Source organism: Helicobacter macacae MIT 99-5501, assembly GCF_000507845.1.
GTDB classification, from domain to species: Bacteria; Campylobacterota; Campylobacteria; order Campylobacterales; family Helicobacteraceae; genus Helicobacter_B; species Helicobacter_B macacae.
Map to the genome: position 1 here is coordinate 1,038,236 of NZ_KI669454.1, position 24,348 is coordinate 1,062,583.

Consider the following 24,348-nt stretch of genomic DNA (forward strand, 5'->3'; position numbering starts at 1 on the left):
AGCACGATGACAAAACATAGTGGCATAAAATCTATTTTTGTTTGCGCTATGTGCTGCTCTATGGCTTATGCGGGAGCGGTATGCGATTATAAAATTGACAAAGCAATGGAGGGGGTGCGCTCCTATCAAGCCTACAAAAATAGCAAAAAATTTGATGAAAATAAGCTAAAAGAAGCAAAATCTAAGCTTGACTCTCTCCTAAAATCCTGTGATGATGAGGCAGTGCTAAAGGAAATGGAGGAATACATAGCCAAAACAAAAAAGCGATATGAGGTAGCAAAGCAAAATCTAGCGATTTTGGATTCTAGCAAAAATCCTCATCAAATCACTCAAGCAAAGCTAGAATGCAAAATCGCCCACATAGAATATATAGCTGCTAAGCAAGAGGAGCTACGACTAAAAGATTTGCAAAAATCTAATCGCTAGAATTTAGATTTTGCTTTGATATGATTTGTTTTAATCGCTAGATTTTGTAGCTATGCAAAATGCCAAGTATAAATAGGTTTTTTGTTTGGATTTATTTTGTGGGGAGGTTAAAATTTATTAAAATCGTTTGCGGATTGATTTTAGTATTTTAGAGTTTTTGTAGCGATTGAAATAAGTAGAGTTTTAGCTCATTGAGGTTTTTGCGTGTGATTGCAGAGATGGGCAGGATAAAGGCTGGGGGAGATTGCAAAGAGTTGGCAAAATCGCTTAATTGCGCGATTTGTGGCGCGATTTGGGCTTCATCTTGCAAGGCGTCAATCTTGCTAAGCACTATTCCAAAAGGGCGCGTAGCTAGCGTGCTTGAGTAGGATTGCAGCTCATTCCTTAGGGTGCAAAACTGCTCTTTAAGGCTTAGCCCCACCTCAAATTCTAAGTGTGCAAGCTCTAAATGCCCAAACTCCAAACGCGTGCAATCAAGCACAAAAAGCAAAAACTTCGTGCGCTCAATGTGTCGCAAAAACTGCAAGCCAAGCCCTTTGCCCTCACTCGCCCCCTCTATAATCCCCGGAATATCCGCCATTACAAACGATTCTCCAAAGCCTTTAAGCCCGTTTGCCCCATTTTGCGTGCTTTCTACCACGCCCAAATGTGGCGTAAGCGTGGTAAATTCATAATTTGCCACTTCGGGCTTGGCGTTTGAGAGCGTAGAAATAAGCGTAGATTTCCCCACATTTGGATAGCCCACAAGCCCCACATCTGCGATGAGTTTTAGCTCCAGCCTTATGTGGAGCGACTCGCCTGCTATGCCTTTTTGCGCGTAAGTTGGGGCTTGGTTTGTCGCGGTTTTAAAATGTGCATTGCCTAGTCCGCCTTTGCCACCCTTTAGCGCGACAAAGCGCGTATCTGCCATTTTAGAATCCTTGCAATCTATGCCAAAATCGTGCAAAACCCCCCCGCTCTCAATGTCTAAAATCTGCGTGCCAAGCGGGACTTTGATAACGCAGTTTGCGCCACTTTTGCCCGCGCACCGCTTTGGCTTGCCAGCCTCGCCATTGCCCGCTTTGTGGTGCTTTTTGCCACGAAAGTTTGCGAGCGTGTGGGCGTTGTTATCCACTTCAAAGATGACATCGCCGCCCCTGCCGCCATCTCCGCCATCAGGTCCGCCCTGAATGACAAACTTTTCGCGCCGAAAGCTCACGCACCCAGCACCGCCACTGCCCGAAGTGATAAAAATATCTACGCTATCAACAAACATTTGTGTAAGGCTTTGTGGCTTTGCATTTTAGATGAGTAAATCTATTGTTGCAAAATCGCTTGGAATTTTTCTTGGAATACGGGGAGGTGCTTTTGGAGGATTTGTATCATTATGGGCGTTAAATCCTCATTTACCATTGAGAATTGCATTTTGGCGAGTTTTTTACCTAGTGGCGTTTGGTAAAATTTCGTAAGTTCTTGTAAGTCGCTAAGAGAGAGATATTTTTTATACACACTTGGCATTATCGCCATCATATCGTTGTATGCGCCGTTTATGTATTCTTGGTAGGCTTTGGCGATTTGCTGTTTTTGTTTGTTGCTTAGTTTGTTGCCATATTCTTTATACAGCGCGTCAAGGGCTTGTTTGTCATTTAGAAGTTGATTAAGCGCGGCATTAGTTTGTGAGGTTTCCAAAAACTTCTCTAAGGCTTTTTGATACTCATCAGCCAAAGCCACGCCAAAGCAAAACACACCAAGCAATGCACCAAAACTAAGCGCACGCAAGGCACTTTTTACGCTGAAGTGTTTTAGCCTTTTCATCGCCCCTTGCCCTTGCCTAGCTTTTGGTTGCTTCTTTAGAGATTCTTTATGCTTTGCTTAAGCCTTTTGCGCTTTTGTCGCTTTTGCGCTTGACTTTGTTGTGCTTTTTTGCGCTGTCGCAGTCTTTGCGCTCTTTGCTTGCTTTGGGCTAGCTTGTGCTACAAGCTCGCCTTGTGCGATGACAGAGACTTTTTTGCGGAGTTTTGATTTTTGGGTAAATTTCACCACGCCATCGATGAGCGCGAAAATCGTATGGTCTTTGCCAATGCCTACATTATCGCCTGCGTGGATTTTTGTCCCGCGCTGACGAACGATGATATTGCCCGCTCGCACAAATTGTGAGCCAAATTTTTTGATTCCTAGTCGGCGTCCTGCTGAGTCTCGGTTATTTTGGGTGCTACCCTGTCCCTTTTTGTGTGCCATTTTTGCTCCTTTTAGTGTATTTGCCTTGATTGCGCTTTTTAAGGTCTCTTAAAAGCCTCCCATAAGGCTTTGCAAAAACCCTAAGATTTTGCTTTGTTTGCCTTTATGTTCTCTAGATTCTAGAGATTTTGCCCTGCATAAGTTTTCTATGAACTAACTTTTACAAACTTTTATGCGACAAAATCCAATCGCAAGAATCTACCCCGCAATGCTTAGGATTCGCACGCGTGTGAAATCTCGCCTAAATCCGCGCTTTGTCTTGCTGTCTTTGCGTCTGCGCTTTTTAAACGCGATGACTTTCTTGCCTCTGCCCTCGTTTATGACTTCTGCTTGCACTTTCGCGCCTTTAAGGAAAGGCGTGCCAATGCTTAGCTCCTTGCCATTATGCAAGGCTAGCACTTCGTCAAATTCTAGCTTTTCTTTTGGCTCTTTGCCTAGTTTGTCAAGTAGCAAAATATCGCCTTGCGCGACTTTATACTGCTTACCACCATTTTTAAATATCGCGTAATTTTCACTCATCGCGTATCCTTAAAATTTGGAAATAAAAAATGGCTATTTTACCTCAAAAATATTTAATTTAGACTTTATTTGGCAAGTTTTTCGCATTATGCTGATAGATTTTGGCTTAAAATTTTAAAAAATTTATCAAAAAATTTCACAAAATCCCTTGACTGATAGTTGCTATCAGGTTTTATAATTGCGTTTTTAGATTTTATGAATATGGAATGCGTCAAATAACAAAAACCACGCACAATAAAGCCACGCATAGAATCTAAAAAATCTAAAAACTCACTAAAAGGAGACACAATGTTACTTCAATCAAATCTAACCGAAGCCAAAGAGGGCAAGCGAATCAGCGCAAAAGGCTTTGCAGTCGCGCACAAAAGCGATACATTTAAGCCTTTTGAGTTTTCACGCCACGCGCTAGGGGAGGGCGACATACTCATAGAGATACTCTATGCGGGAATCTGCCACAGCGACATACACAGCGCACGAAGCGAGTGGCACGATGGCATCTACCCTATGGTGCCCGGGCACGAAATCGCAGGGCGCGTAGTCGCAGTGGGTAGCGAGGTGCGTAAATTCAAAGTCGGCGATTACGCGGGGGTAGGCTGTATGGTAAATAGCTGTGGCGAGTGCGATTCGTGCAAGGCAAGCAGGGAGCAGTTTTGCGAAAATGGCAAAATGGTGCTTACTTATGACTGCCTTGATTGCTTCCATAACAATGAGCCAACTTACGGCGGATATAGTAACAATATCGTGCTAAGCGAAAAATTTGCCATAAAAGTCCCACAAAACGCCCCACTAGAAAAAGTCGCGCCACTGCTTTGCGCTGGAATCACTACTTATTCACCACTTAAATTTAGCGGCGTGAAAAAGGGCGATAAAGTCGGCGTGGCAGGATTTGGCGGGCTAGGGGTAATGGCACTCAAATACGCACTGCAAATGGGCGCGGAAGTGAGTGTGTTTGCGCGAAACAAAAACAAAGAAGCAGACGCACTCAAAATCGGCGCAAAAGCCCTCTACACCACCGATAAACTAAGCGAGGTAAAGGAGCGATTTGACTTTATCATCTCTACGATTCCTACGCGCTATGACCCGTTTGAGTATGTAAATCTCCTCAAAAGTGGCGGGGAAATGGCAATAGTAGGGCTTCCACCAACCGATGAGTCAATCAAAAACGATATGACTCGCCTCATCTTTAATGCCAACAAAAAGGTGTATGGCTCGATGATTGGCGGGATAGAGGAAACCCAAGAAATGCTAGATTTTTCACTCGCACACGAAATCTACCCCGAGACTGAAATCATCGCGCCAAATGAAATCAACACCGCTTATGAAAATCTTACTAATGGCAAGGCGAAATTTCGCTATGTGGTGGATATGAGCAAACTTTAGTGGGAAAGAGTGCAAATCACAAATACTCTTGACAATTCAAATTATAAGAGCACAAAGCGTTATATAAAAATTTTATGTAACGCTAGTTGCGTTTTTAAAGCACAGTTAGCAAAATTTCATAATCTAAATTTTGCCTAAAAAATCCTAGCGTTTAATCCCATTTAAGATTCGTCATACCTTAAATTTACCCTAGTTTTTCTTTTAGCAGTTCATTCACTCTTGCGGGATTTGCGCCTTTTGCGTTTTTCATCACCTGCCCTACAAAAAAGCCAAAGAGCTTGTCCTTGCCACTTTTATACTCTGCGACTTTGTCGGCATTTGCGCTTAGCACAGATTCGATTGCGCTTATAATCGCGCTATCATCATTGACTTGCGCCAATCCTAGCGAATCAATTAGCGAATCAACTTCTAATTTTGCGCCACTCTCATTGACACCGCGCTTTTCTACCAAAACATCTAAAATCTGTTTTCCGCTTTTGCCACTTATCGCACTTGATTCGACACGCTTGACAAGCGTAGCCAAAGTCGCGCTATCCACACCGCAGGTTTGCAAAGTATTGCCCTCTTTTAATCGCCCCAAAAGCTCGTTGCCAAGCCATACAAACGCGCCTTTGCCACTTGCACCACTCGTTACCATTGATTCAAAGTAAAGCGCGAGTTCTAGCTCGTTTGTCAGCATTGCCGCGTCTTTTGGCTTTAGCCCAAAATCACGCACGAACCTAGCGCGTTTCTCATCGGGCATTTCAGCGATATTGCGCCCTTCACGCATTAAATCATCATCAATAAACACGGGCAGTAAATCAGGGTCAGGGAAATACCGATAGTCCGCAGCCTCCTCTTTGCCACGCATAGAGCGCGTAACGCCCTTTTGTGTGTCAAAAAGGCGTGTTTCTTGCACGACTTCGCTTTCATATTTGCCGTCCTCCCACGCTTCGCGCTGTCGCTGCACTTCATATTCGATTGCTTTTTGGATAAATTTGAAAGAATTGAGATTTTTGATTTCCACGCGCGTGTATAGCTTGGTATCGTCCTTTGGGCGTATGCTGACATTGGCATCGCAACGGAAACTCCCCTCCTGCATATTGGCATCACTAATGCCTAAAAAGCGCACGATAGAGTGGAGTTTTTTAAGATACGCTACCGCTTCATCGCTAGAGCGCATATCTGGTTCGCTTACGATTTCTAGCAATGGCGTGCAGGCGCGGTTTAAATCGACTTTGGAGAAATTGCTTTCGTGGATATTTTTTCCCGCGTCTTCCTCTAAGTGGGCGCGAGTAACGCCGATAACTTTTTGGCGCGGGTTTTGGGACTCAGAATCCACCTCGATTTCGATTTTCCCGCGCCCCACGATTGGAATCTCATATTGCGAGATTTGATACGCCTTTGGCAAGTCGGGGTAAAAGTAGTTTTTTCGCGCGAAAATGGAGTTTTGGTTGATTTGCGCATCGATTGCTGTGCCAAATTGAATCGCCTTTTTTACCGCCTCTCTATTAAGAGTGGGCAACGCCCCGGGCAGTGCTAGACAAGTGGGGCAGACATTTTTATTTGGCTCCTCCCCAAAGCTCGTAGCACAAGAGCAAAAAATCTTAGTTTTGGTATTTAGCTGGACATGGACTTCCAGCCCGATAATCGTTTCAAAGTCATTGTTTGCACTCATTTTCTCTCCTTGTGATTTTGCAAGTTGTGGTAATTTTGAAATTGTGGATTTTGAGGCCAAAAAGATTTTACTTAAGCAAAAATCTTCAGCCCTTTTGCTTTTTACTAGATTTTGTGGCGGTATCTTTTGCCTTTTTCGCATTGCTATGAGATTTTTGCTTGGATTCCCCTTGCGAGCTAGACTCTTTGCTAGATTCTTGTGTGATTACCCCAAAAGTCAGCTCGGCTATTTCAGGATGGGATTTTATGTAGGCATTTAGCGTTTTTAGCTCAAGGTTTTTTATCCACTCTAGCTCTTGCTTATAAAATCCTATTTCAAGTCCCAAAAAATATTCATTAAAACTTCGCCCTAGTCGCTGGGATAGTGTCTCGTTGCCTAGTGGCTCACTCCCTAGCAAAAACTTCTTTGCATCATCTAGCTCTTTTTGTGTTGCGCCGTTTTTGACAAAATCACTTATCACTTCGCGCACGACTTTTATAGCTTCATCTTGGGATTCTAGCTTGGTTTGGAGCTGCCCTATGCCATAAGATATGAGCGAGCTTGTGGCATAGCGGAAATACGCACCATAAGCTAGCCCGCGCTTTACGCGCACTTCCTCCATAAGCCTAGAGCCAAACCCACTCGCACCCAAAATAAACCCCGCTACTCTTGCAAGGTATCGCTCCTCTTTTAGATTTTGCATTTTTAGTGGCGAGCCAAAGTAGATATATGCCTGCTGTGTAGGTGCGTTTTCACTCACAAAGCTAGGCTTTGTGCTTACCTCAAAGTGCTTTTTGGTGTAGGGCTCTCCATTTGGTAAATCCTGTAAGATAGATTCTAGCATTTTTAGTGTAGATTCTAGCTCTATGTCCCCTCCTACTACGATGATAGCATTGCTAAGATTTAGGGTAGAATCTAGGCTTGCTTTTATGTCTTTTTTGCTTATAGCTTCTACATCTTTTTGCGTGCCTAGAGATGGATTGGCTAGTGGCGTGCCTGCAAAAAGTTGCTTGTTTAGTAGCTCGCTAGCAAGGTAGTCAAAATCACTTTTGTTGCTTAGGATTCTTGCGTTTAGCGCGGTTTTTGCTTTGCTGATTTCTTTTAGATTTGGGTGGTGGATTAGCTCGCCTAGCAAGTCTATGGCGTCTTTTTGGTATTCTTTTAGGAATGATAGGTAGAAATTTAGCGTTTGAGAGCCACTGCTAGCACTAAGTGAGATAGCTTTCTCTTCAAGTGCGTTTGCAAAGCCTACATTGCCCTTTTTGCTACTGCCAAGCGAGAGGATTTCATCTTTTAGCGCGGTTAGTGCGATTTTATCAGAGTTTATAGAGCCACCGCCTTGAAACACTAGCTGGATATTTCCCGCAGGGATAAGCGCGGAATACTCATAAATCACGGGGATTTGGACGCCTTTTATCTGTGTGTGCGTAAGTGTGGTGGTGGATTTTGTATTTTGCGCGTTTGCTTGGGTTGTCATTATGATAGCTCCTATGATGAGGGGTTTTAGCGTGTTTGTTAGGATTGATAGGCTTTGCAAGCAAAATCTATGTTTTATTTTTGCAAAAAGACTAGATTTTATCAAAGAGTCTTTTTTGTCATATTGAGGGAAAGCGAAATATCTCTTATTTTTGGATTTTAGCAAGACTTTGCTACGCTTACTTTTTTGAGATACTTCGCTTTGCTCAGTATGACAAGCGGTTGAGTTTTTTTGCAAATCTTGCTCACTATTTCTGCCCACAATCGAAGTATTTTGCGGTGTGGCTTTGCTTAATCGTTTTTTCGTGCTGCCGCAGATAGAATGTGAAAATTCATCAAGACGAGCGCGGAAAAAGGATTGAGAAAATTGCATACCCAAAGACGAATTGCCAAAACTACGCGCAAACACATTGCCAAAAATCCCCAAAACCAAATTACCCTCAAAACTACAACTTCTCATCTAAAACCTCTCTAATATATTATACGCCGTATCCCTCTTAGCAGGATTTTCCCCCACATCTTTGATAAGTGCTATCATCTCTTCTTGATTCATTGAGTTTCTAGCTCCAGCTGCAGCCACGACATTTTCCTCCATCATCGTGCTTCCCAAGTCATTTGCGCCAAATAGCAGTGCAAGCTGCCCGATATGACTACCCTGCGTAACCCAGCTACTTTGGATATTTTTGACATTATCAAGGTATAGGCGCGAGCAAGCTAGCAAGCGCAAGTAGCGATTTGAGCTTGCTTTTTGGAGGTGGGGGAGTTCCTTTTGCAGTGGTGTATTATCAGGCTGGAAGCTCCACAAAATAAACGCGCGAAATCCACCGCTTTCATCTTGCAAATCCCGCACCCTACGCCAATGCTCGATAATGTCATCATCATTATCCACACTGCCAAACATCATAGTCGCAGTGGATTTTATATCTAGCTTGTGGGCTTGGCGATGCACTTCTATCCACTCATCAGAGTCCAGCTTGCGAGGGGCGATGATGTCGCGCACTCTATCGCTTAGGATTTCAGCTCCAGCTCCCGGGATAGAGCTAAGCCCCGCTTTTTTTAGCCTCTCTAAGACTTCAGGGATACTTAGATGAGAGACTTTTGAGATATAGTTTATCTCTATGGCAGAAAATCCGTGTATGGTGATAGTGGGGAATTTTTGTGCGATATGTGATACTAGATTTTCATAGTAGTCAATCTTTAGCTTTGGGTGCACCCCACCTTGAAACAAAATCTGTGTGCCACCGATAGCGATTAGCTCCTCGATTTTTTTGTCAATCTCTTCAAAGCTAAGGATATATTCGCCCTCTTGCCCTAGCTTGCGCTTAAATGCGCAAAATTTGCAATCCACCCAGCAGATATTTGTATAGTTAATATTTCTATCCACGATAAAAGTCGTGGTTTTGCTTGGGTGAAGCTCTGCTTTGACTTTGCTTGCTTCTTGCCCTAGCTCGCGTAGTGTGGCTTCTTTCATTAGTTGTTTGATTTCTTTGTCGGTGTAGCGTTTCATTGCTTTTGTCCTTGAATTTTTTCTTGTTTTTTAGATTCGCCTTTTGGGTATTGTATTGCATAGATTTTGCTATGTTTGGTTTTTTTACTTGTCTTTGTCTTTTGCTTGTTTTTCACTTTTTATATTGAGTTTAATTTGTCATATTGAGCGTTAGCGAAAATCTCTTGCAATGTTTGCAAAGATCTTTTTTGAGATACTTCGCTAACGCTCAATATGACAAAGGGTAGGGCAAGGGATACCCACCCCCAAACCCCCTCCGCAAGGGAGGGGGCTTATTTTGGATTCTGCTTCGCAAGGGAGGGGGCTTAAGATTTTGCTTCGCAATGGAGAGATTAAGTGAGCTTATGACAAAATAACACAAAGCACAAACAAAACATTGCAAAATGCAAAAAATCCCCCAAAATACACAAGTGGGATAGCAAACAATTATAAAAGTCTTGCTCATCAAAATCTCGTGCCCATTGAGAATTCAAACTGCGAGGTATAATCGCTCCGTTTTTGATTAAACAGCTTAAATGGGAAAATCAGCACGATAGGTCCCATAGGGCTTATCCACTCGATAGCCGCACCGATGCTTGCCCTCCACTCCATACCATACTGCCCAGAGCCTACTATACCATAGCCTTGAAAATCTGCCACTCCGCCACCCAAACTTCTATAAGTCAAAAATCCATAGTCTCCATATAGTGCTACGCGCATTTTTGCTGCTTCTAGTAGTCCATAGCTTAGCTCTACGGAGTTTGTAAACATACCATCGCCACCTATCCAAGATAGCCCATTAGGTCCAATAGGCGAAACCGTGCCTGAGCGAAATCCACGAATAGTGGTAACCCCACCCATATAAAAGGTATTATTTAGTGGCAAAAAGTCTTTTCTACTGAAGCGGAAAATATAGCCACCTTGCACCTTATAGCGAGCGATTAAGTCGATTTTTAGGTGCTTTTTTAGATGATAGTAAAAGGCAGCTTTTCCATATAGCTTGACATTGCGCACATCGCCACCAAGTCCGTTGAACTGCGCATAGGCTGAAGCTATTATTCCATTTTTGGGGAAGTAGTAGTCATCGGTGTTGTCAAAGCTGATACTTGGGCTAAGCGATGAAGTCATAGGCCACTCATCTATATAGCTTTTCCCCCACATTCTATCACTATAAAAATCCTCATACAAGCCACTTATAAATCCATATGTATTTACCCAATTTATATCATAGCCAAGTGAAGCACGCACTGTTGGGGATAGCATACGCCCCACGCTAAAGCTAAGCCCGAAGCTCTGCTCGATATAGACATAGTTTACATAGTAGTTGCCATATACGCTTGCAGAAGTAGAGTAGCGAGAGTCAAAAATACGCGGATTACTTAGGGATAGATTTCCAGAGAATTGCCTCCCTGTAAAAGTGCGTTGTTGTCCTAGATAATTTATATTATAGGCATTGCCACCTGTGGCGATATTTGCATATATAGAGCCTGTCTGCCCCGTGCCAAATAGATTTCGCTCACTTATCGAGCCATTTATCATTAGCCCCCCATAGCTACCATATCCTAGTCCAAATTGTAGCTGTCCTGTCCTGCCCTCTGTTACAGTGATTAGCAAATCCATAGAATCCGCGCTTACGCGTCTTTCATCGATTTTGACATTTTCAAAAAACCCAAGTCTTTGCAGAGCGTTTTGGGATTCTGCGATTTTGGATAGGCTGTATTCATCACCGGGGGCTAGCAAAATCTCACGCCGTATGATTCTGTCATTTGTGCGGTTATTGCCAGAGATAAGCACATCACTTATGTGGACTTTTTCGCCCACTTCGATATGATATAGCACCTTGACCGTGCCTTTTTGTAGTGCTTCTTCTTGGATTTTGCGCAAGCCTTCCGCCTCCTCTTTCTCCTCTTTCTCCTCTTTCTCCTCTTTCTCCTCTTTAGAAGCTAGCTTGTGGTGTTTTTTTGTGCCTTTGCTTGAGATTTTTGCCTCATCTGCTTTTTGGCTACCCTCCTCTTTGTCTAGGTCGGGGCGCACTTGGGCGTAGGCATAGCCTTTGTCCGCTACAAGTCGCTTTAGCACCTGTGCATCGGAGCGCAAATCCTCGATATTAAAAACTTGTCCTTTTTTGACTTGCAAGGCTTTGTGCAGCTTTTCTTTTGGGACTATGTCCTCTTTGTCGATATTTATGACGATGTCGCTTACGGTGTATTGCTTGCCCTCGCTTATGTTGTAGTGTAGCTCGGCTCTTAGGTTGTTAAAATTCGCACTTAAAAACGGCGAGGATACTTTGGCGTCCAAAAATCCATTGCGCATATAGACATCTTGGATTCTCATCGAGTCGTATTCTAGCTCTTGGAGGTGTAGCTTGCCGTCATTTAGTCCCCACATCCAGCCCATAAAGTCGCGCTGCTTGTTGGCACTAAGGGATTCTATTTTGTTTCTTTTTAGCTTTTGGCTACCCTCATAGTGTGCTTTTTTGATTAGGATATTTTCCCCACGATTTACATTAAATACGATATTGTAAGCACCCTCATTGACTTTGGTAAGCTCCTCTTTGACTAGAGAGCCATAGTAGCCCTGATACTCAAGCACGGTTTTTAGGATAGTCTTTGCGCGCTCTATCTTTTGCTCATCGAAAGTTTCGCCTTTTTTGATTCCCATTTGGTTTTGGAGAGTTTGCTTTTCGTTATCGCTTCCGTAGCCTTTGATTTCTATACCTGCTACGCGTGGCTTTTCTACGAAGTGAAATGTCAGCACACCAGAATCAAACTCCGCTACAATGTCGCTAAAATATCCTTGGTCATAAAAATCCGTTACCGCAGAATCGATTTTTTCCTCATCTAGCTCTTCGCCTACTTTTATGTCTGCGATTTCGTTGGCTAGGTGAGTGGATAGAGACTGCAATCCCTCATATTTGATAGAAGTGATAGTGTCTTTTGCGCATAAGGGTAGAAAAAGTGCGCTTGCAAGCGCGGCGCACAAAGTAAGTCTAGATAATGCTAAGCGCATAGTCTCGCTAGCAGTGGCGAGCGCGTGCGTTTTGCAATCTTTGTGAGTTGCTTTTTTGCAAGCATTTTTGTGAGCCAATCTATAAGCTAGAAAAGTCGTAAGAATATTAGAATACCAAAGCAATGCTTATGCCTTTGTCATAGAATCTATAAGTAAAATAAAAGTCGATATTATACAAGCCCAAAGTATTATTTTGACCATATTTGGCAAGATATTTGGCAAGATTTTAGCAATTTTTTGGTTTTTAAGTGGATTTTGCAAATATTTTGCGAAGTTTTGGGTGTGGCTTTTGGCTTTTTGTGCTACGCTTGGATTTTATTTTGTAAGTGCTTTAGGAAATGCTTACAAAATTGCGGTAGAGGGCTTAATAGAATGGACTTAAGAGCGATAAAATAACAATTATAAAGAGAGCGAATTATGGTTTTATACATTCATATTCCTTTTTGTGAGAGCAAATGCGGGTATTGTGCGTTTAGTTCGGTGGTGGCAGGGCAAGATTTTGCTAGCCAAAAAAAGCGATATATAGACGCGCTTATTTGTGATATTTCTCACTCTTTGCAGAAATATCGTGCGCGTGGGGGTTTTGCCAAAAATTCTAGCAATGATAAAAATGCCAAAAAACTTAAAAATCTAACAAACACCCAAAACACCCAAAAACTCACGCTTGATTCTATCTATATCGGTGGAGGCACGCCAAATACGCTAGATGAGTGCGATTATGAGAGAATCTTTGGCGCGATTTTTGATAATGCCACAATCACAAAAGACGCACAAATTACTATTGAAGCAAATCCAAATTGCTTAAGTAAAAATTGGTGTGAAGCACTGCGCTCTTTTGGAGTAAATCGTATAAGTATGGGGGTGCAAAGTTTTGAGAGCGATAAACTTCGCTTCTTAAGTAGAAGCCACACGCAAAAAGACATAGCCAAAGCTTTAGAGCTAGCAAGTGGATTTAAGTATTCAAGCATTGACTTAATCTATGGCACGCCACTAGATTCTAGCACGGTGCTAAAGCGTGAAGTGGCAAAAGCTGTGAGTTTGCCCATCTCGCATATTTCGGCGTATTGTCTAATGTATGAGCAAGGGGCAAAAAATGCTAATAAATATGCCAAACTAGAATCTAAAATGAGTGGCGAAGTGCGTAGTTTTGATGATTCTAGGGATTTGGATTTCTCTAGCACGGAAATAGCTTCTAGCGATATGAGTAAAATCGTGTGCGAAGAGCTAGAAAAAAGCGGATTTAGCCAATATGAAGTATCTAGCTTTTGCAAAGATTCTCACTCAAAAAGCCTGCACAATCTTAGCTATTGGCGTGGAGAAGAATACCTAGCTTGCGGGGTTTCAGCAGTAGGCAGGGTAGGGCAGTGCCGATATAGTGGGGCAAAAGAGCTAGATAGATATATAGCTTATCCTTTGCAAAAAGAGTGCGAGGATTTGAGTGTAGAGGATTTGGCGTTTGAGAGAGTGTTTTTGGGATTTAGAAGTGAAGTTGGGGTTGCACTAGGGGAGCAGATTTTGCGTGATTTGAGCTCTCATTTTAGCACTTGTAGCGCAAAAGTGCTAAAATCTGCCGCAAAATCTAGCAAAAATTTTTATAAAGACTTTATCACAAAAAATTGCACCAAGTCTTTGAGTGATTTGGAGCGAAATATCACAAATGCCCTAAATCATCTCATAAATCCTGCTAGAGTGGCAATCCTTTTGAGAGAGAAAAAATGCACTTTGAGAGGAAATACACTACATTCTAAAGATTTTTTTTTAGCCGATGAGATAGCTCTATATATCACAAGCCATTAGGGATTTGTTTGTTTTTTTGCTTTGACATAATCGTGCTTTTTGGGTATAATCGTGCTTTTTGCATTGCCTAAAATTTCTCAATTTTATGCGAGCAAAATTTTATGCTTTTATGAAATCGTTGCAAACAAAGCAAAGATTTCACACCAAAAATCGCTTCATCAAAATCGCTACTAAAAAATCACTGCGCAAGGGAGATTTAATGAGATTTCAACACTTCACAAGATTTCGTTTATTTTACTTCACAAGATTTTGCTTAAACAATTTTACTTTGAGATTTTACTCTATAAAAATACCAAAAATGTCTTTACCATTTTTATTTGGTGCTGCGATGATTTCTTTGCTTTGCTTGCAAGGCTGCAAAGATAGTAGCACGATTACTATGGCGACTGCTGCGGAGTTTCGTCCATTTGAGTTTATGGAGGGCGAAGAGGTTAGAGGGATTGACATTGATATAGCAAGAGAGATAGCCAAGCGACTAAATAAACAACTAGAGATAAAAAAGATGAAGTTTGATTCTATCATCGTGGCTACAAGCAGTGGCACAGCAGACATTGCTATAAGCGCAATAACTATAAACCCTACACGCGAAAAAATGGTGGATTTTACCACACCCTATTATGAAGCAAGTCAAGTAGCCATAGTCAAAAAAGGAGATTCTCGCTTCATAAATATCGCTAGCAAAGATGAGCTACTAGAAAAAATCGCTTCCATAAAAGACATAAAAATCGCCGTAGCCGTAGGCACGACAGGGCATTTTTTTGCCGCAGGCGATAAGGAGCTGGACTTTGGCGGGTTTCAAAACGCAGAAGTGAAAGCATATTCTAATGCTTCTGTCGCTATGAAAGCACTGCAACACTCTCAAGTAGATATTATGATAATTGATGAAATGGTAGCTACCGTGCTTTCTAGGGCTTGGTGGAATCCTAACGCCACTCTTTTGCCTTTTAGGCTCACACAAGAGCAATACGGCATAGCTATCAACAAATCAAAAACCAAACTAAAAGAATCCATACAAAAAGCCCTAGATGAAATCAAAAATGACGGCACGCTAGAGAAAATCATCACTTCATATTTGTAGGGATTTTTATAGATAGTCGCGTAGAGTCGTAGAGATTTATATGCTTTATTAAGGATTGGCAATAGTGCGCTTTTTGGCACACTTTTGCATTCTCGCTATATTTGGATTTGACCCCAAAAGCACAAAAGGCTATAAATGCGTGAAATCGTGCTAGTAAATTCTAAACCATTTAGAGATATAAAGACTTTGGTGGTAAATGAAATAGTGCATTTTCCACTACATAGCGCACTTATCGAAGCACATATATCTCCTGCAAATCCAAAACGAGATATTCAAGCTCTCATTTTCACTTCCAAGCACGCCATAAAAGCCCTTGCCAAAGAGATAGATTCTCGCCCGCAAATGAGTGAGTTTTATCAAATCCCTAGCTTTGTCATCGGGGCAGGTAGCGCACAAAGCTTGCAAAAATACAACTTCACCCTTGAGTATATCTCGCCTGATTCGCACGGAGAGGGATTTGCAAATGAGTTAGTAGAAAAGCTAAAAGGCAAAAACGCGCTTTATATCCGCGCCAAAAAAATCGTATCAAGGCTTGATGAGAGACTAAGCGAAGCAAAAGTCTCCCTAAAGCAAGTCATCGCCTATGAAAACAAAACCAAAATCCTCCCCCAAGAGCTAAAGCCCGCTCCTCGCTCTATTGTGATATTTACCGCACCGAGCAATTACTACTCGTTTGTGCAAAATTTTGGCTGGGATGGAAGCTATGTGGCTATCGCTATTGGAATGACGACTTTTGGTGTGCTAGCAAAGGAAATCACGCGATATGTCGCTCCAAAGCAAAGTATTGAGAGCTGTGTGGAGTTTGCCCAAGAAATCGCACATATTTATCCGTAAATAGTTTTTTTTGAGCAGCTTTGGATTCTTGCGTTTTTGAGATTTGGCAAAAATGAGTTGTGAAAAGCTATAAAATCTTGTAATGTAAGGGGTATAAATGGCACAAATCTATGTCGCAGGAATCCACACAGACGCGGGCAAAACCCACTTTAGTGCGGCATTTTGTAAGGCGTTTGGTTATAGCTATTTCAAACTTATCCAAGCAGGCACACCCACAGATACACAGCGCGTAAGCGAGCTACTAAAGCTATCGCAAGACAAAGAGTGCAAACACCATAGTGTAAGCACCATAAGGCATAAAAATCAAAAAAACAATAGCGACACAAAAATGGCAAACAATTCTCAAACAAAGATTTGCCAAACAAAAATCAATCAAACAAAGATTCATAAAGCAAAAATTCATAAAGAGGGCATAAGTCTAGCCACTCCCACTTCCCCACACATAGCCAAAATCCGCGAAAATATTTACTATGACAAAATCCCTTTGCCACAAGATGAAAACTGCCTTATTGAGCTAGCAGGTGGGCTATACACACCATTTGATGAGCACTGCTGTATGATTGACTTTATGCGAGAAAATCCTGTTGCGACCGTGCTTGTGGGGCGATATTATCTAGGGTGTATAAATCACATTTTGCTTAGCTTGCAAGCATTAAAGCAAGCTAACATAAAAGTGCTATGCCTTGTGATGAGTGGCAGAGATTCTGCGCAAGATGATTTGGCAAATGAGAGTGATTTGATTGATAGATTTATCAGCGATTACGCGCTTGTGCCTATCGTGCATCTGCCCTTTTTTGAAGATAGGGTAGATGATTTTGTGCATAGTGCAGAGGTGCTGTATGAAGAAATAAGTGAGAAAGTGGATTTTGGATTTTAGGCAAAATCTAGTCAAAATCTAAAAGCACAAAAAATCAACACAAAATCCACTAAAAAATCTCGCAAAAAAACATTGTAAAATTTTTTGCGCAAAATTTATACAAAATCTTTAGGGTGTGAAAAATCGATATTCCAAAAACGCCTTTCCATAGCTTGTGTTTGTGGGTGCGCTTGGTTCATCGCGCATTTTTTGCTCCATATACACACCTACTAAGCCTAAGTGCAAGCCTTTGTAGATATTCCACCCAAAGCCAAGTGCGATTTGGAGTTGCTCGCCTCCTAGACTTCTTTTTTCTGTGCCTTTGGAATGTCGTGCCGTGAGGCTAAAAACCACAGGATTTATCTTTAGTGCACCAAACCCCCACCAAGAATCAGTATTTCCTTGAAACATATTTGTTTGTTGAGTGCCGTTATGGTAGCCACCGGGTGCGATGACATTATACATAAATGGCGTTTCATCTTCTGCTTCAAATATGTATAGATTTCCTCCCATATGCGCTTGGAGAAAGTCATTTGCTCCCGTGCGAGCATAGCCTATGCCTAGCTTGTATGCCACTCTAGATTTCTCATAGCTTATGCTTGGCTGCAGGGTAATGAGATAAGTATCGCCTAGTTTTCTAGATTCGTTGATAGAGCCGATTGCCCAGCCTTTGCGCTGTGAGGATAGATAGTTGCCGTGCGCTAAAATATTTAGGCTAAAGGGCGAGCTACCAAGCGCAATATCTTGGGAAATCTTAGCCCCCAGCATATAGAAAAAATCCGTAAGATAGTAGGCATATATATCGCCCAAGCGGTATTCCCCACGCCCAAGTTTCACTCCTAGCACAAATTCATTTCCGCCATAATACAGCTCTTTGAATTCCACAAAATTGCTTGTTTCTTCGCGACTTGAGTGAGCGTATTCATTTACCCACGCGCCATAGATTTCGCCGTATTTGAAATCATAAGCGATATGCGCCCCTTGCATATGCTCCCCTACCCAATCCACCAGCGCATCAAACCTCCCTGCTTGCACGCTAAAGCCCCTATATGAGTAGCGCAAGAATGCGTTGTTGTTATTCCAATCATTGCCGACTTCATCTCCGATATGGTTGCCAAGATATTCGTGTGCGTTGTGTCGCAGTGCTCCACCTAGAAGTGAAGTAGCCCCCCAAATGCCTATGGTGGCGTTTAGCAAATGGTCATTTTTGGCATAGAAATCATAAGAGAGATTTGCAGCGAAGTGTAGTGTGAGGTAGGAATCTCTGTGTTTGCCAAAAGAGGATTTGCCAAATGTGCCAATGTGTCCATAGAATTGTGTGCGATTTAGGATTTGGGCGATTATTGTGGGTTGTGAGGATTGCAAGGCTTGTGAATCTTGTGATGATTGTGTGGGCTGCACGCGCGAAATGGGAGAGTCTACAAAATCTTGCGAGTTTGCAGACTCTATCAAGGTAGAATCTATGGGAGTAGAATCTGTGGCGGTGGAATCTTGTGTGGCGTCATTTTGCAGAGTGGGATTTTGCGAGATAGAATCTAGCACCTTAGCACCTAAGCAAAAATGGCTAAAAGCCACAAGGACAGATAGAGTAAGCACTTTTGGCAAGGAGTTTTTAAAACTTTTAAAACCATAAGCAGACATTTTCATTTCCTTTTTTTTAGACTTTTGTCTATTTTTTGTGTGTATTTTCATAATTTGAAAATATTTATGAGTAATATTAGCATTTTTGTATAAACGCATAATGATAAAAATTATGATAAAAGTTTGGGTTTTTTTTGATTTTATTTGAAAATAAATGCTACACTCCCAAGTTATGAAATTTATAAAAAATCTAAAAAGCAAAGAGGGCAAAATGACTTCAAACACAGCAAATGCACTAGACACACTAGAGACAACCACGCTAAATGCAATCACACTTGATGAGTGCAAGCCAAATCACTGCTACAAAATCACTTCTATCCATTTCACAAACCAAGCTATCAAAGAGAGGCTTGCTTCTTTTGGTGTCGTGCGTGGTGCGCTTTGCACGATACTATGTGCCGCACCAAACAAAGCTACACTATCTATACAAGTAAACCAAACGCTTGTCGCACTGCGCGGGGAGGAAGCAAAGCTGATTTTTGTCGAGCCCATTCATCGCTAGAAATTTTTAGCTAGATAGATTTTTGTGATATGATTTTGCAAAATCTTTGTAAAAGCAATTAGCAGTAATCTAAAAGATTTGCAAAATCTAAAAAAGGGCAAGAATGTGTGCTTTATCAAACAAAAAACTAGCAAACCAAAAATCCTCCACACAATCCAAAGCACTGCAATCCAAAAAGACACAATCCAACAAATCAAAAACTACCATAAAGCCTAGCGACATTGCCACTATCAAGTCTCGCTTCTTATCCCACTACCCAAATGCAAAAACAGAGCTAGTCTATGCAAACACATATCAGCTTTTGGTATGTGTGATGCTCTCTGCCCAATGCACTGATAAGCGTGTAAATATCGTTACACCTGCACTTTTTGCTAGCTATCCCACACCTGCCGCACTCTCTCAAGCAAACATTGATGAGCTAAAAGAAATTATAAAATCTGTTTCGTTTTTTAACAACAAAGCTACAAATCTAATCAAAATGGCAACGCAAGTAATGGATAGATTTGGCGGGGAAATCCCAACCACTCAAGAGGAGCTAAAATCTCTCGCAGGTGTGGGGCAAAAAACCGCAAATGTCGTGCTGATAGAAAGCCAAGAAGCAAATGTAATGGCGGTAGATACGCACTGCTTTCGCGTAGCCCATAGACTAGGACTAAGCAATGCAAAAAGCCCGCTAGATACAGAAGCGGACTTGACAAACGCCTTTAGGGACAATCTAGCCACGCTACACCAAGCATTTGTGCTATTTGGGAGATACATTTGCAAAGCAGTAAAGCCACTATGCCAGCAGTGCTTTTTGCAAGAATTTTGCCTAAGCAAAAGCAATTTTAAGCCTGCGTAAAAGGCGATGAATTTTGATGAGTCTTTTGATGAATGTTATGCGTAGAATTTTGCACACTATATGTGGCTAAATCCCAAAAAGGCACAAATATTGCTAGGTTTTGTTTATGGATTTGGTGTGTAGTTTAGTGTGTTTGTGTGGAGATTTTCTTTGGGTTTTGTGTTTGATTTTCGTGTGGATTTTTGTTATGTTGTTTTTGCGCTGGATTTTGCATAGATTTTGTCCAAATTTTGTGCGAAATTTTGCAAAAAGGCGTTGCAAGTAGCCTAATAATGATATAATGACAAGCATATTTTGCGCTTAAGAGAAGCAATCTAGTGCTAAATTAAGCTACTTATGACACAAAAGGACAGGACACAATGGAAATCATCAAAGAAAGCTTTTTTGAAGTCATCAACAACTCTATCGGAGTTTCCCCACAAGAATCCATAATCCCCGTGAAAAGAGGGTATCTAGCCTCGATAGATACTTTTAGCAGGCAACGCGAGCTAGAAGTCTATCTTGTGTTTAATAAGAAGTTTTTGCACTTTATGTGTGAGAATTTTTTGGGCGAGGAAAATCCTAGCTTAGAAGCACTAGAAGATATGGCAAAAGAGCTTGCAAATCTCGTAGTAGGGCACGCAAAAGTTTTAGCACAAAATAAAAACCAAAATTTCACTATCTCCACACCACAATATCTCGGCGTGCGCGTGATAAAAAACTACAATCACGGCTTGCATTTTCGCTTAAAAGGTGGCGGGCATTGCAGTATCTTTATGCGAAACAAAGACTAGCAAATCTGCAATTCCGCAAAATAGCGCAAATACAATAGCTTAAAACGAGCTAAACAAAACAGCTAAGGACAAAAATGGCAAAAGAGCAAAAATCTATCCTTGATAGAAAGCGCACCCACACTCCAGAGGAAATCGAGCTTGCTACATATCTAGAAGAGATGATGGAGGATTATGAGGGATTGCTTGATATGGGTGTGGTTTTTACCGCCGATTTGGGCTCTACTAAGATTCCGCTTGCAGAAATACTAAAGTTTGAAAAAGGCTCAATCATTGATTTGCAAAAGCCAGCAGGGGAGAGTATAGATGTGTTTGTAAATGGCAGAATAGTAGGCAAAGGCGAAGTAATGGTGTATGAAAGAAGCCTAGCGATTCGCCTAAATGAAATCCTAGATTCCAATGCGATAATCTACTATATCGCTAGGACAAGTCCTTACGAATAAGCCCTACAAAAAGCAAACAAAGGGGAAAGATGCTATTTGAGCAAAATAACTTCAGCAAAATTTTTCATAACTTTTTTGATGATTTTTGGTGCTTTAAAAGAGCGCGACTAGCTTTTTTTGGCTTTTTTGGCAGTGCTTTTGGTAGCACTCTTTGCGCTTTCTTGTTTTTTGCACTATTTATACTAAACGCACTTTTTTTATCCTTTGCCTTTGCTGATTCCAAAACCTCGCAAAATCTCTCAATCGTAAAACAAATCCAAGCATATCCCGATTCGGCACAAGATAGACTTGATGTTTTGTTGTTATTAGATTCTAGCTTTAGAGGCGAAGTGGGGAGTGCCACTATCGCAGATGAGCGACTTAGTGTGATTTCTAGCGTGGGCTTGCAAGAGAAGTGGAGCAAATCTTTTGCTAACTCGCCTATTTCTAAGCTAGAGATTATCCCGCACAATAACAATCTCTACATAAACGCAAAAGGTCGCAAACGCTACTATCTAAAACCAAGTATTTCTAAGGATAAAAGCACGCTTAGACTTAGCTTTTATGCGGCGGATTCTCAAGTGCTAGATTCTTTGTTATCCACTACTCCTACGCTAAAAGCCACTCCCATAGAGGAAGTTTTTAGTGATTTGCAGGCTTCAAAGATTTCTAATAAGATTTCTCAAATATCTAGTGATTCTCCAAATGGTGCAAATCCATTTGCTTACACAGCGCAAAACACGCAAACAAGGACAGATATAGGGCTTGATTCTGCCTTGCAGCCTAGCGCGAAGCCAAGTCAAGCAAATTCTCAAAATGCCAAAAATGCCCAAGATGATAACTTGTTTAATTGGGCTGCTATCGCACAAGGTGCGGAGTTTAACGCAAGCGATTATGCACTATATCTAGCCGTATTTGCTTTTGTGATTGCGCTTTTGCTGCTACTGCGCTATCTCATTCGCAGAAGTGGCAGTGCAAATGCTTCGCTAAAGGTCGTTTCCCAAAGTCAAATTGATAGCAAAAACAAAGTCGTAATCTTTGAAACAAAAGACTATTTTTATATGGTGCTTTTGGGCGAGAAAAATAATATTTTGATTGACAAAATCCCTCGTAGTGGAGCTTCTCTCTCTGCAAAACCACTTACCGTAGGCTCTGTGCTAGAATCACTAGGCGAGCCAAAATCCACTCAATCTCGCCTAAAATCCACCCCAAGCACTTCCCAAAGTGCTTCAAGGGTAGCAGCTACCCCCTCTGCGCTATCCTCCCCCTCCCTAGCCACACCAAAGCCAAGTGCTAAGCCTAGAAGTGCTACTCCTCAAGCAGCCGTGCCAAAGCCCTCTCCACTAGAATCGCTTACCATTGGAAATGAAAATTCTTTCAATCAAGATTTTTGGGACGCACTAAAAAGTGGCAAAAGATGAGAATAGACTATGAGACAAGCAGAAGCTCTTAGTGTGGGGTATAGCAATAGCGAGGATAGATTTTGGGTTTCTTTGCTTTTGTCTGTTGTTTTGCATTGCTGTATCATAGCGATAGTTTGGTTTATAAACGAGCAGCTAAAAAAGCCAAAACTCCACAAAGTCGAACTAGAAAATATTTTGTTTCTAAAGCGTGGGGATAGCCTAGATAAAAACGACAACAAAGAGGGAATGACACCACCCTCTCTTGCAAGTCCAGATAGCGCACCGACAACCCCTCCATCTAAGCCCACGCCAAATACTCAAGAAGCGGAGTATAGAGAGCAAAGACAAAGCAAAAGAGTGCCACTCCCAAAGCAAGAATCCAAAAAAACATATCAATCTTTAAACCAAATGAGCCAACCCGCACAGCAACCTTCCAAAGCGAGAGACCGCACTACTTCGCGTGCTATTAGCGAGCTGTATGGACGAGAATGGGGGGATTTGGGCAGTGAGGAAAAAGACTTCGTAACGAGCAATCTACGACAAATCGCTCGCATAACCCAAAGCTACTTAGAATACCCACAAGCTGCGGGCTATCTAGGACAGCAGGGAGAAAATGCCGTAGAATTTTACCTCCTACCAAATGGCGACATAGAGGGGCTTAGGCTTATTCGCAGCTCCAAGTATAAGCTACTTGATGATAATTCTACAAAAACCATACGAATTGCTTTCAAAGATTATCCTCGTCCCAAAAAACGCACGCTTATTAGATTTCATATCACTTATAAACTGCACTAGATTTTACTTCAAGGACTTGCAAGCAAATCAAAAACCTAAAAATCTAGCCATAAATTTTACAAGGAGAAATATGCGCTTAAAACTTACAAACCCGCTTGATATGCACTTGCACTTACGCGATGAAGCTATGCTAAAATCCGTGCTACACTTTAGTGCGAGTAGGTTTGCGGGTGCACTGATAATGCCAAATCTAAATCCCCCAATCGATTCGCTAGATTTGGCTAATGCGTATAAAAGTAGGATTTTGGACGCGCTAGATTTTCTCTCAAAACACCAACAAAAGCAATCAAAAAAAACACAGCAAGACACACAACCCACAATCAAAAATTTTTATCCATTTTTGGCTTTGTATATTACCGATAATCTTAGCCTAGATGAGCTAGAAAAATGTGCTAAGAACGGATATAGGATTCTAAAACTTTATCCAAAAGGTGCTACCACAGGGAGTGAAAGCGGCGTAAAATCTATCCTTAGTCAAAAAATGCGTGATATTTTTGCTTGTGCGCAGGACTTGGGTATGATACTTTGCATACACGGGGAGAGCGCGGGGGAGGCTTTGCAAAGAGAATATGAGTTTGGCGAGATTTTTGCCTATATTGCCTCGCATTATCCCAGACTAAAAATCATCATTGAGCACCTTAGCGACCACCGCTCTTTGCCACTTTTAGAAGAGTTTGACAACATTTATGCCACTCTTACGCTACACCATATCACACTTGATATTAGCGCACTTATAGGCGGGAGTTTGCAGCCTCATTATTTTTGCAAGCCCGTGCTAAAGCGCGTGATAGATAGGGAGGCTTTGGCACGATATGCTTTGAGTGCAAATCCAAAAGTTAGCTTTGGCTCTGACTCTGCTCCGCATAGCTTGTATGCCAAACTCACACAAGGTGCGGCAGGGATTTTTAGCGCACCGTGTCTTTTGGAGCAGTTAGCGGAGTTTTTTGAAGCACACGATTGCTTGCAGAATTTGCAAGCCTTTGTAAGTGATAATGCGATGAAAATCTATGAGCTACAATCCCACTTTTCCTCGCTTCCACCAAAAATCATCACGCTAGAAAAATCTACAAACGCGATTCCAAATGTCGTGCATATCAAATCTAGCTCGCACGACACAAAAGCAAGCCACGCTAAAGAATGTGATTTTACAAAATCTAGCGATTATGATAAGTTTGCCACAGAGTGTGTTATTCCATTTCGCGCAGGCGAGCAAGTAGGGTGGAAACTCTGCTAAATTGCTTATAGCCCGCCTAGCAAACT

22 protein-coding genes and 1 pseudogene are annotated in these 24,348 nt (G+C 41.8%); 13 read left to right on the forward strand and 10 right to left on the reverse strand.

Annotated features, from left to right (window positions below):
* Positions 1-6: 6 nt before the first annotated feature.
* Positions 7-426: a hypothetical protein gene (locus HMPREF2086_RS04545; protein ID WP_023927588.1), complete on the forward strand. Its 420-nt coding sequence runs from the start codon at positions 7-9 to the stop codon at positions 424-426.
* Between the two features lie 148 nt (positions 427-574).
* Here the strand turns inward: HMPREF2086_RS04545 and obgE are convergent, their stop codons facing one another.
* The 4 genes and pseudogenes from obgE to rplU all read right to left on the reverse strand — a co-directional run bounded on the left by obgE (position 575) and on the right by rplU (position 3,162).
* Positions 575-1,681, reverse strand: a complete 1,107-nt coding sequence (gene obgE / locus HMPREF2086_RS04550) for a GTPase ObgE (RefSeq protein WP_023927589.1) — start codon at positions 1,679-1,681, stop codon at positions 575-577.
* A gap of 41 nt (positions 1,682-1,722) precedes the next feature.
* Positions 1,723-2,220, reverse strand: a complete 498-nt coding sequence (locus HMPREF2086_RS04555) for a DUF2059 domain-containing protein (RefSeq protein WP_023927590.1) — start codon at positions 2,218-2,220, stop codon at positions 1,723-1,725.
* Between the two features lie 177 nt (positions 2,221-2,397).
* Positions 2,398-2,643 (reverse strand): annotated as a pseudogene (rpmA, locus tag HMPREF2086_RS04560) (50S ribosomal protein L27); the annotation flags it as partial.
* A gap of 198 nt (positions 2,644-2,841) precedes the next feature.
* On the reverse strand, positions 2,842-3,162 hold the full coding sequence (gene rplU, locus HMPREF2086_RS04565) for a 50S ribosomal protein L21 (protein ID WP_023927592.1): 321 nt from the start codon (positions 3,160-3,162) through the stop codon (positions 2,842-2,844).
* A 288-nt stretch (positions 3,163-3,450) separates the two neighbouring features.
* Between rplU and HMPREF2086_RS04575 the strand changes: the two genes are divergently transcribed.
* Positions 3,451-4,542 (forward strand): NAD(P)-dependent alcohol dehydrogenase, encoded by a 1,092-nt coding sequence (locus HMPREF2086_RS04575; protein ID WP_023927593.1) that lies wholly within the window; start codon positions 3,451-3,453, stop codon positions 4,540-4,542.
* Between the two features lie 184 nt (positions 4,543-4,726).
* On the opposite strand, the gene gatB is transcribed toward HMPREF2086_RS04575, so the two are convergent.
* The 4 genes from gatB to bamA form a co-directional block, all read right to left on the reverse strand.
* Complete coding sequence (gene gatB, locus HMPREF2086_RS04580) at positions 4,727-6,199, reverse strand: Asp-tRNA(Asn)/Glu-tRNA(Gln) amidotransferase subunit GatB (protein WP_023927594.1); 1,473 nt, start codon at positions 6,197-6,199, stop codon at positions 4,727-4,729.
* A gap of 85 nt (positions 6,200-6,284) precedes the next feature.
* Positions 6,285-8,114: a M16 family metallopeptidase gene (locus tag HMPREF2086_RS04585; protein ID WP_023927595.1), complete on the reverse strand. Its 1,830-nt coding sequence runs from the start codon at positions 8,112-8,114 to the stop codon at positions 6,285-6,287.
* A complete protein-coding gene (locus tag HMPREF2086_RS04590; protein ID WP_023927596.1) occupies positions 8,115-9,161 on the reverse strand; it encodes a dehypoxanthine futalosine cyclase in 1,047 nt (348 codons plus the stop codon).
* Positions 9,162-9,605: 444 nt separating this feature from the next.
* Positions 9,606-12,272, reverse strand: coding sequence for an outer membrane protein assembly factor BamA (bamA, locus tag HMPREF2086_RS04595; RefSeq protein ID WP_023927597.1), 2,667 nt, complete (start codon positions 12,270-12,272; stop codon positions 9,606-9,608).
* A 294-nt stretch (positions 12,273-12,566) separates the two neighbouring features.
* On the opposite strand from bamA, the gene hemW reads away from it, so the two are divergent.
* From hemW to bioD, 4 genes are all read left to right on the forward strand, one after another.
* The gene (gene hemW / locus HMPREF2086_RS04605) at positions 12,567-13,946 is read left to right on the forward strand and encodes a radical SAM family heme chaperone HemW (protein ID WP_023927598.1); all 1,380 of its coding nucleotides are present in this window, start codon (positions 12,567-12,569) and stop codon (positions 13,944-13,946) included.
* Between the two features lie 199 nt (positions 13,947-14,145).
* Positions 14,146-15,024, forward strand: coding sequence for a transporter substrate-binding domain-containing protein (locus HMPREF2086_RS04610; protein ID WP_023927599.1), 879 nt, complete (start codon positions 14,146-14,148; stop codon positions 15,022-15,024).
* Between the two features lie 135 nt (positions 15,025-15,159).
* Positions 15,160-15,858 (forward strand): uroporphyrinogen-III synthase, encoded by a 699-nt coding sequence (locus HMPREF2086_RS04615; RefSeq protein ID WP_023927600.1) that lies wholly within the window; start codon positions 15,160-15,162, stop codon positions 15,856-15,858.
* 97 nt (positions 15,859-15,955) lie between these two features.
* Positions 15,956-16,735 carry an ATP-dependent dethiobiotin synthetase BioD gene (bioD, locus tag HMPREF2086_RS04620; RefSeq protein WP_023927601.1) on the forward strand — a complete coding sequence of 260 codons (780 nt, stop codon included), beginning with the start codon at positions 15,956-15,958 and terminating at the stop codon, positions 16,733-16,735.
* Positions 16,736-16,843: 108 nt separating this feature from the next.
* On the opposite strand, the gene HMPREF2086_RS04625 is transcribed toward bioD, so the two are convergent.
* Positions 16,844-18,355, reverse strand: a complete 1,512-nt coding sequence (locus tag HMPREF2086_RS04625; RefSeq protein ID WP_023927602.1) for a hypothetical protein — start codon at positions 18,353-18,355, stop codon at positions 16,844-16,846.
* A 211-nt stretch (positions 18,356-18,566) separates the two neighbouring features.
* Here HMPREF2086_RS04625 and HMPREF2086_RS04630 point away from each other — a divergent pair, with 211 nt between their 5' ends.
* Together HMPREF2086_RS04630 and nth are read left to right on the forward strand one after the other, a co-directional pair.
* Positions 18,567-18,857 carry a FeoA family protein gene (locus tag HMPREF2086_RS04630; protein ID WP_023927603.1) on the forward strand — a complete coding sequence of 97 codons (291 nt, stop codon included), beginning with the start codon at positions 18,567-18,569 and terminating at the stop codon, positions 18,855-18,857.
* 103 nt (positions 18,858-18,960) lie between these two features.
* On the forward strand, positions 18,961-19,698 hold the full coding sequence (nth, locus tag HMPREF2086_RS04635; protein ID WP_023927604.1) for an endonuclease III: 738 nt from the start codon (positions 18,961-18,963) through the stop codon (positions 19,696-19,698).
* 93 nt (positions 19,699-19,791) lie between these two features.
* Here nth and HMPREF2086_RS04640 read toward each other — a convergent pair whose 3' ends face one another.
* Positions 19,792-19,989 carry a hypothetical protein gene (locus HMPREF2086_RS04640; RefSeq protein ID WP_034560376.1) on the reverse strand — a complete coding sequence of 66 codons (198 nt, stop codon included), beginning with the start codon at positions 19,987-19,989 and terminating at the stop codon, positions 19,792-19,794.
* Positions 19,990-20,057: 68 nt separating this feature from the next.
* Between HMPREF2086_RS04640 and HMPREF2086_RS04645 the strand changes: the two genes are divergently transcribed.
* From HMPREF2086_RS04645 to pyrC, 5 genes are all read left to right on the forward strand, one after another.
* The gene (locus tag HMPREF2086_RS04645; protein ID WP_023927605.1) at positions 20,058-20,471 is read left to right on the forward strand and encodes a chemotaxis protein CheX; all 414 of its coding nucleotides are present in this window, start codon (positions 20,058-20,060) and stop codon (positions 20,469-20,471) included.
* Positions 20,472-20,545: 74 nt separating this feature from the next.
* Positions 20,546-20,911 (forward strand): flagellar motor switch protein FliN, encoded by a 366-nt coding sequence (fliN, locus tag HMPREF2086_RS04650; protein ID WP_023927606.1) that lies wholly within the window; start codon positions 20,546-20,548, stop codon positions 20,909-20,911.
* Positions 20,912-20,940: 29 nt separating this feature from the next.
* The gene (locus HMPREF2086_RS04655) at positions 20,941-22,311 is read left to right on the forward strand and encodes a hypothetical protein (protein WP_023927607.1); all 1,371 of its coding nucleotides are present in this window, start codon (positions 20,941-20,943) and stop codon (positions 22,309-22,311) included.
* A 9-nt stretch (positions 22,312-22,320) separates the two neighbouring features.
* Positions 22,321-23,088: an energy transducer TonB gene (locus HMPREF2086_RS04660; RefSeq protein WP_023927608.1), complete on the forward strand. Its 768-nt coding sequence runs from the start codon at positions 22,321-22,323 to the stop codon at positions 23,086-23,088.
* Between the two features lie 70 nt (positions 23,089-23,158).
* The gene (gene pyrC / locus HMPREF2086_RS04665; protein ID WP_023927609.1) at positions 23,159-24,322 is read left to right on the forward strand and encodes a dihydroorotase; all 1,164 of its coding nucleotides are present in this window, start codon (positions 23,159-23,161) and stop codon (positions 24,320-24,322) included.
* Positions 24,323-24,348 lie beyond the last annotated feature (26 nt).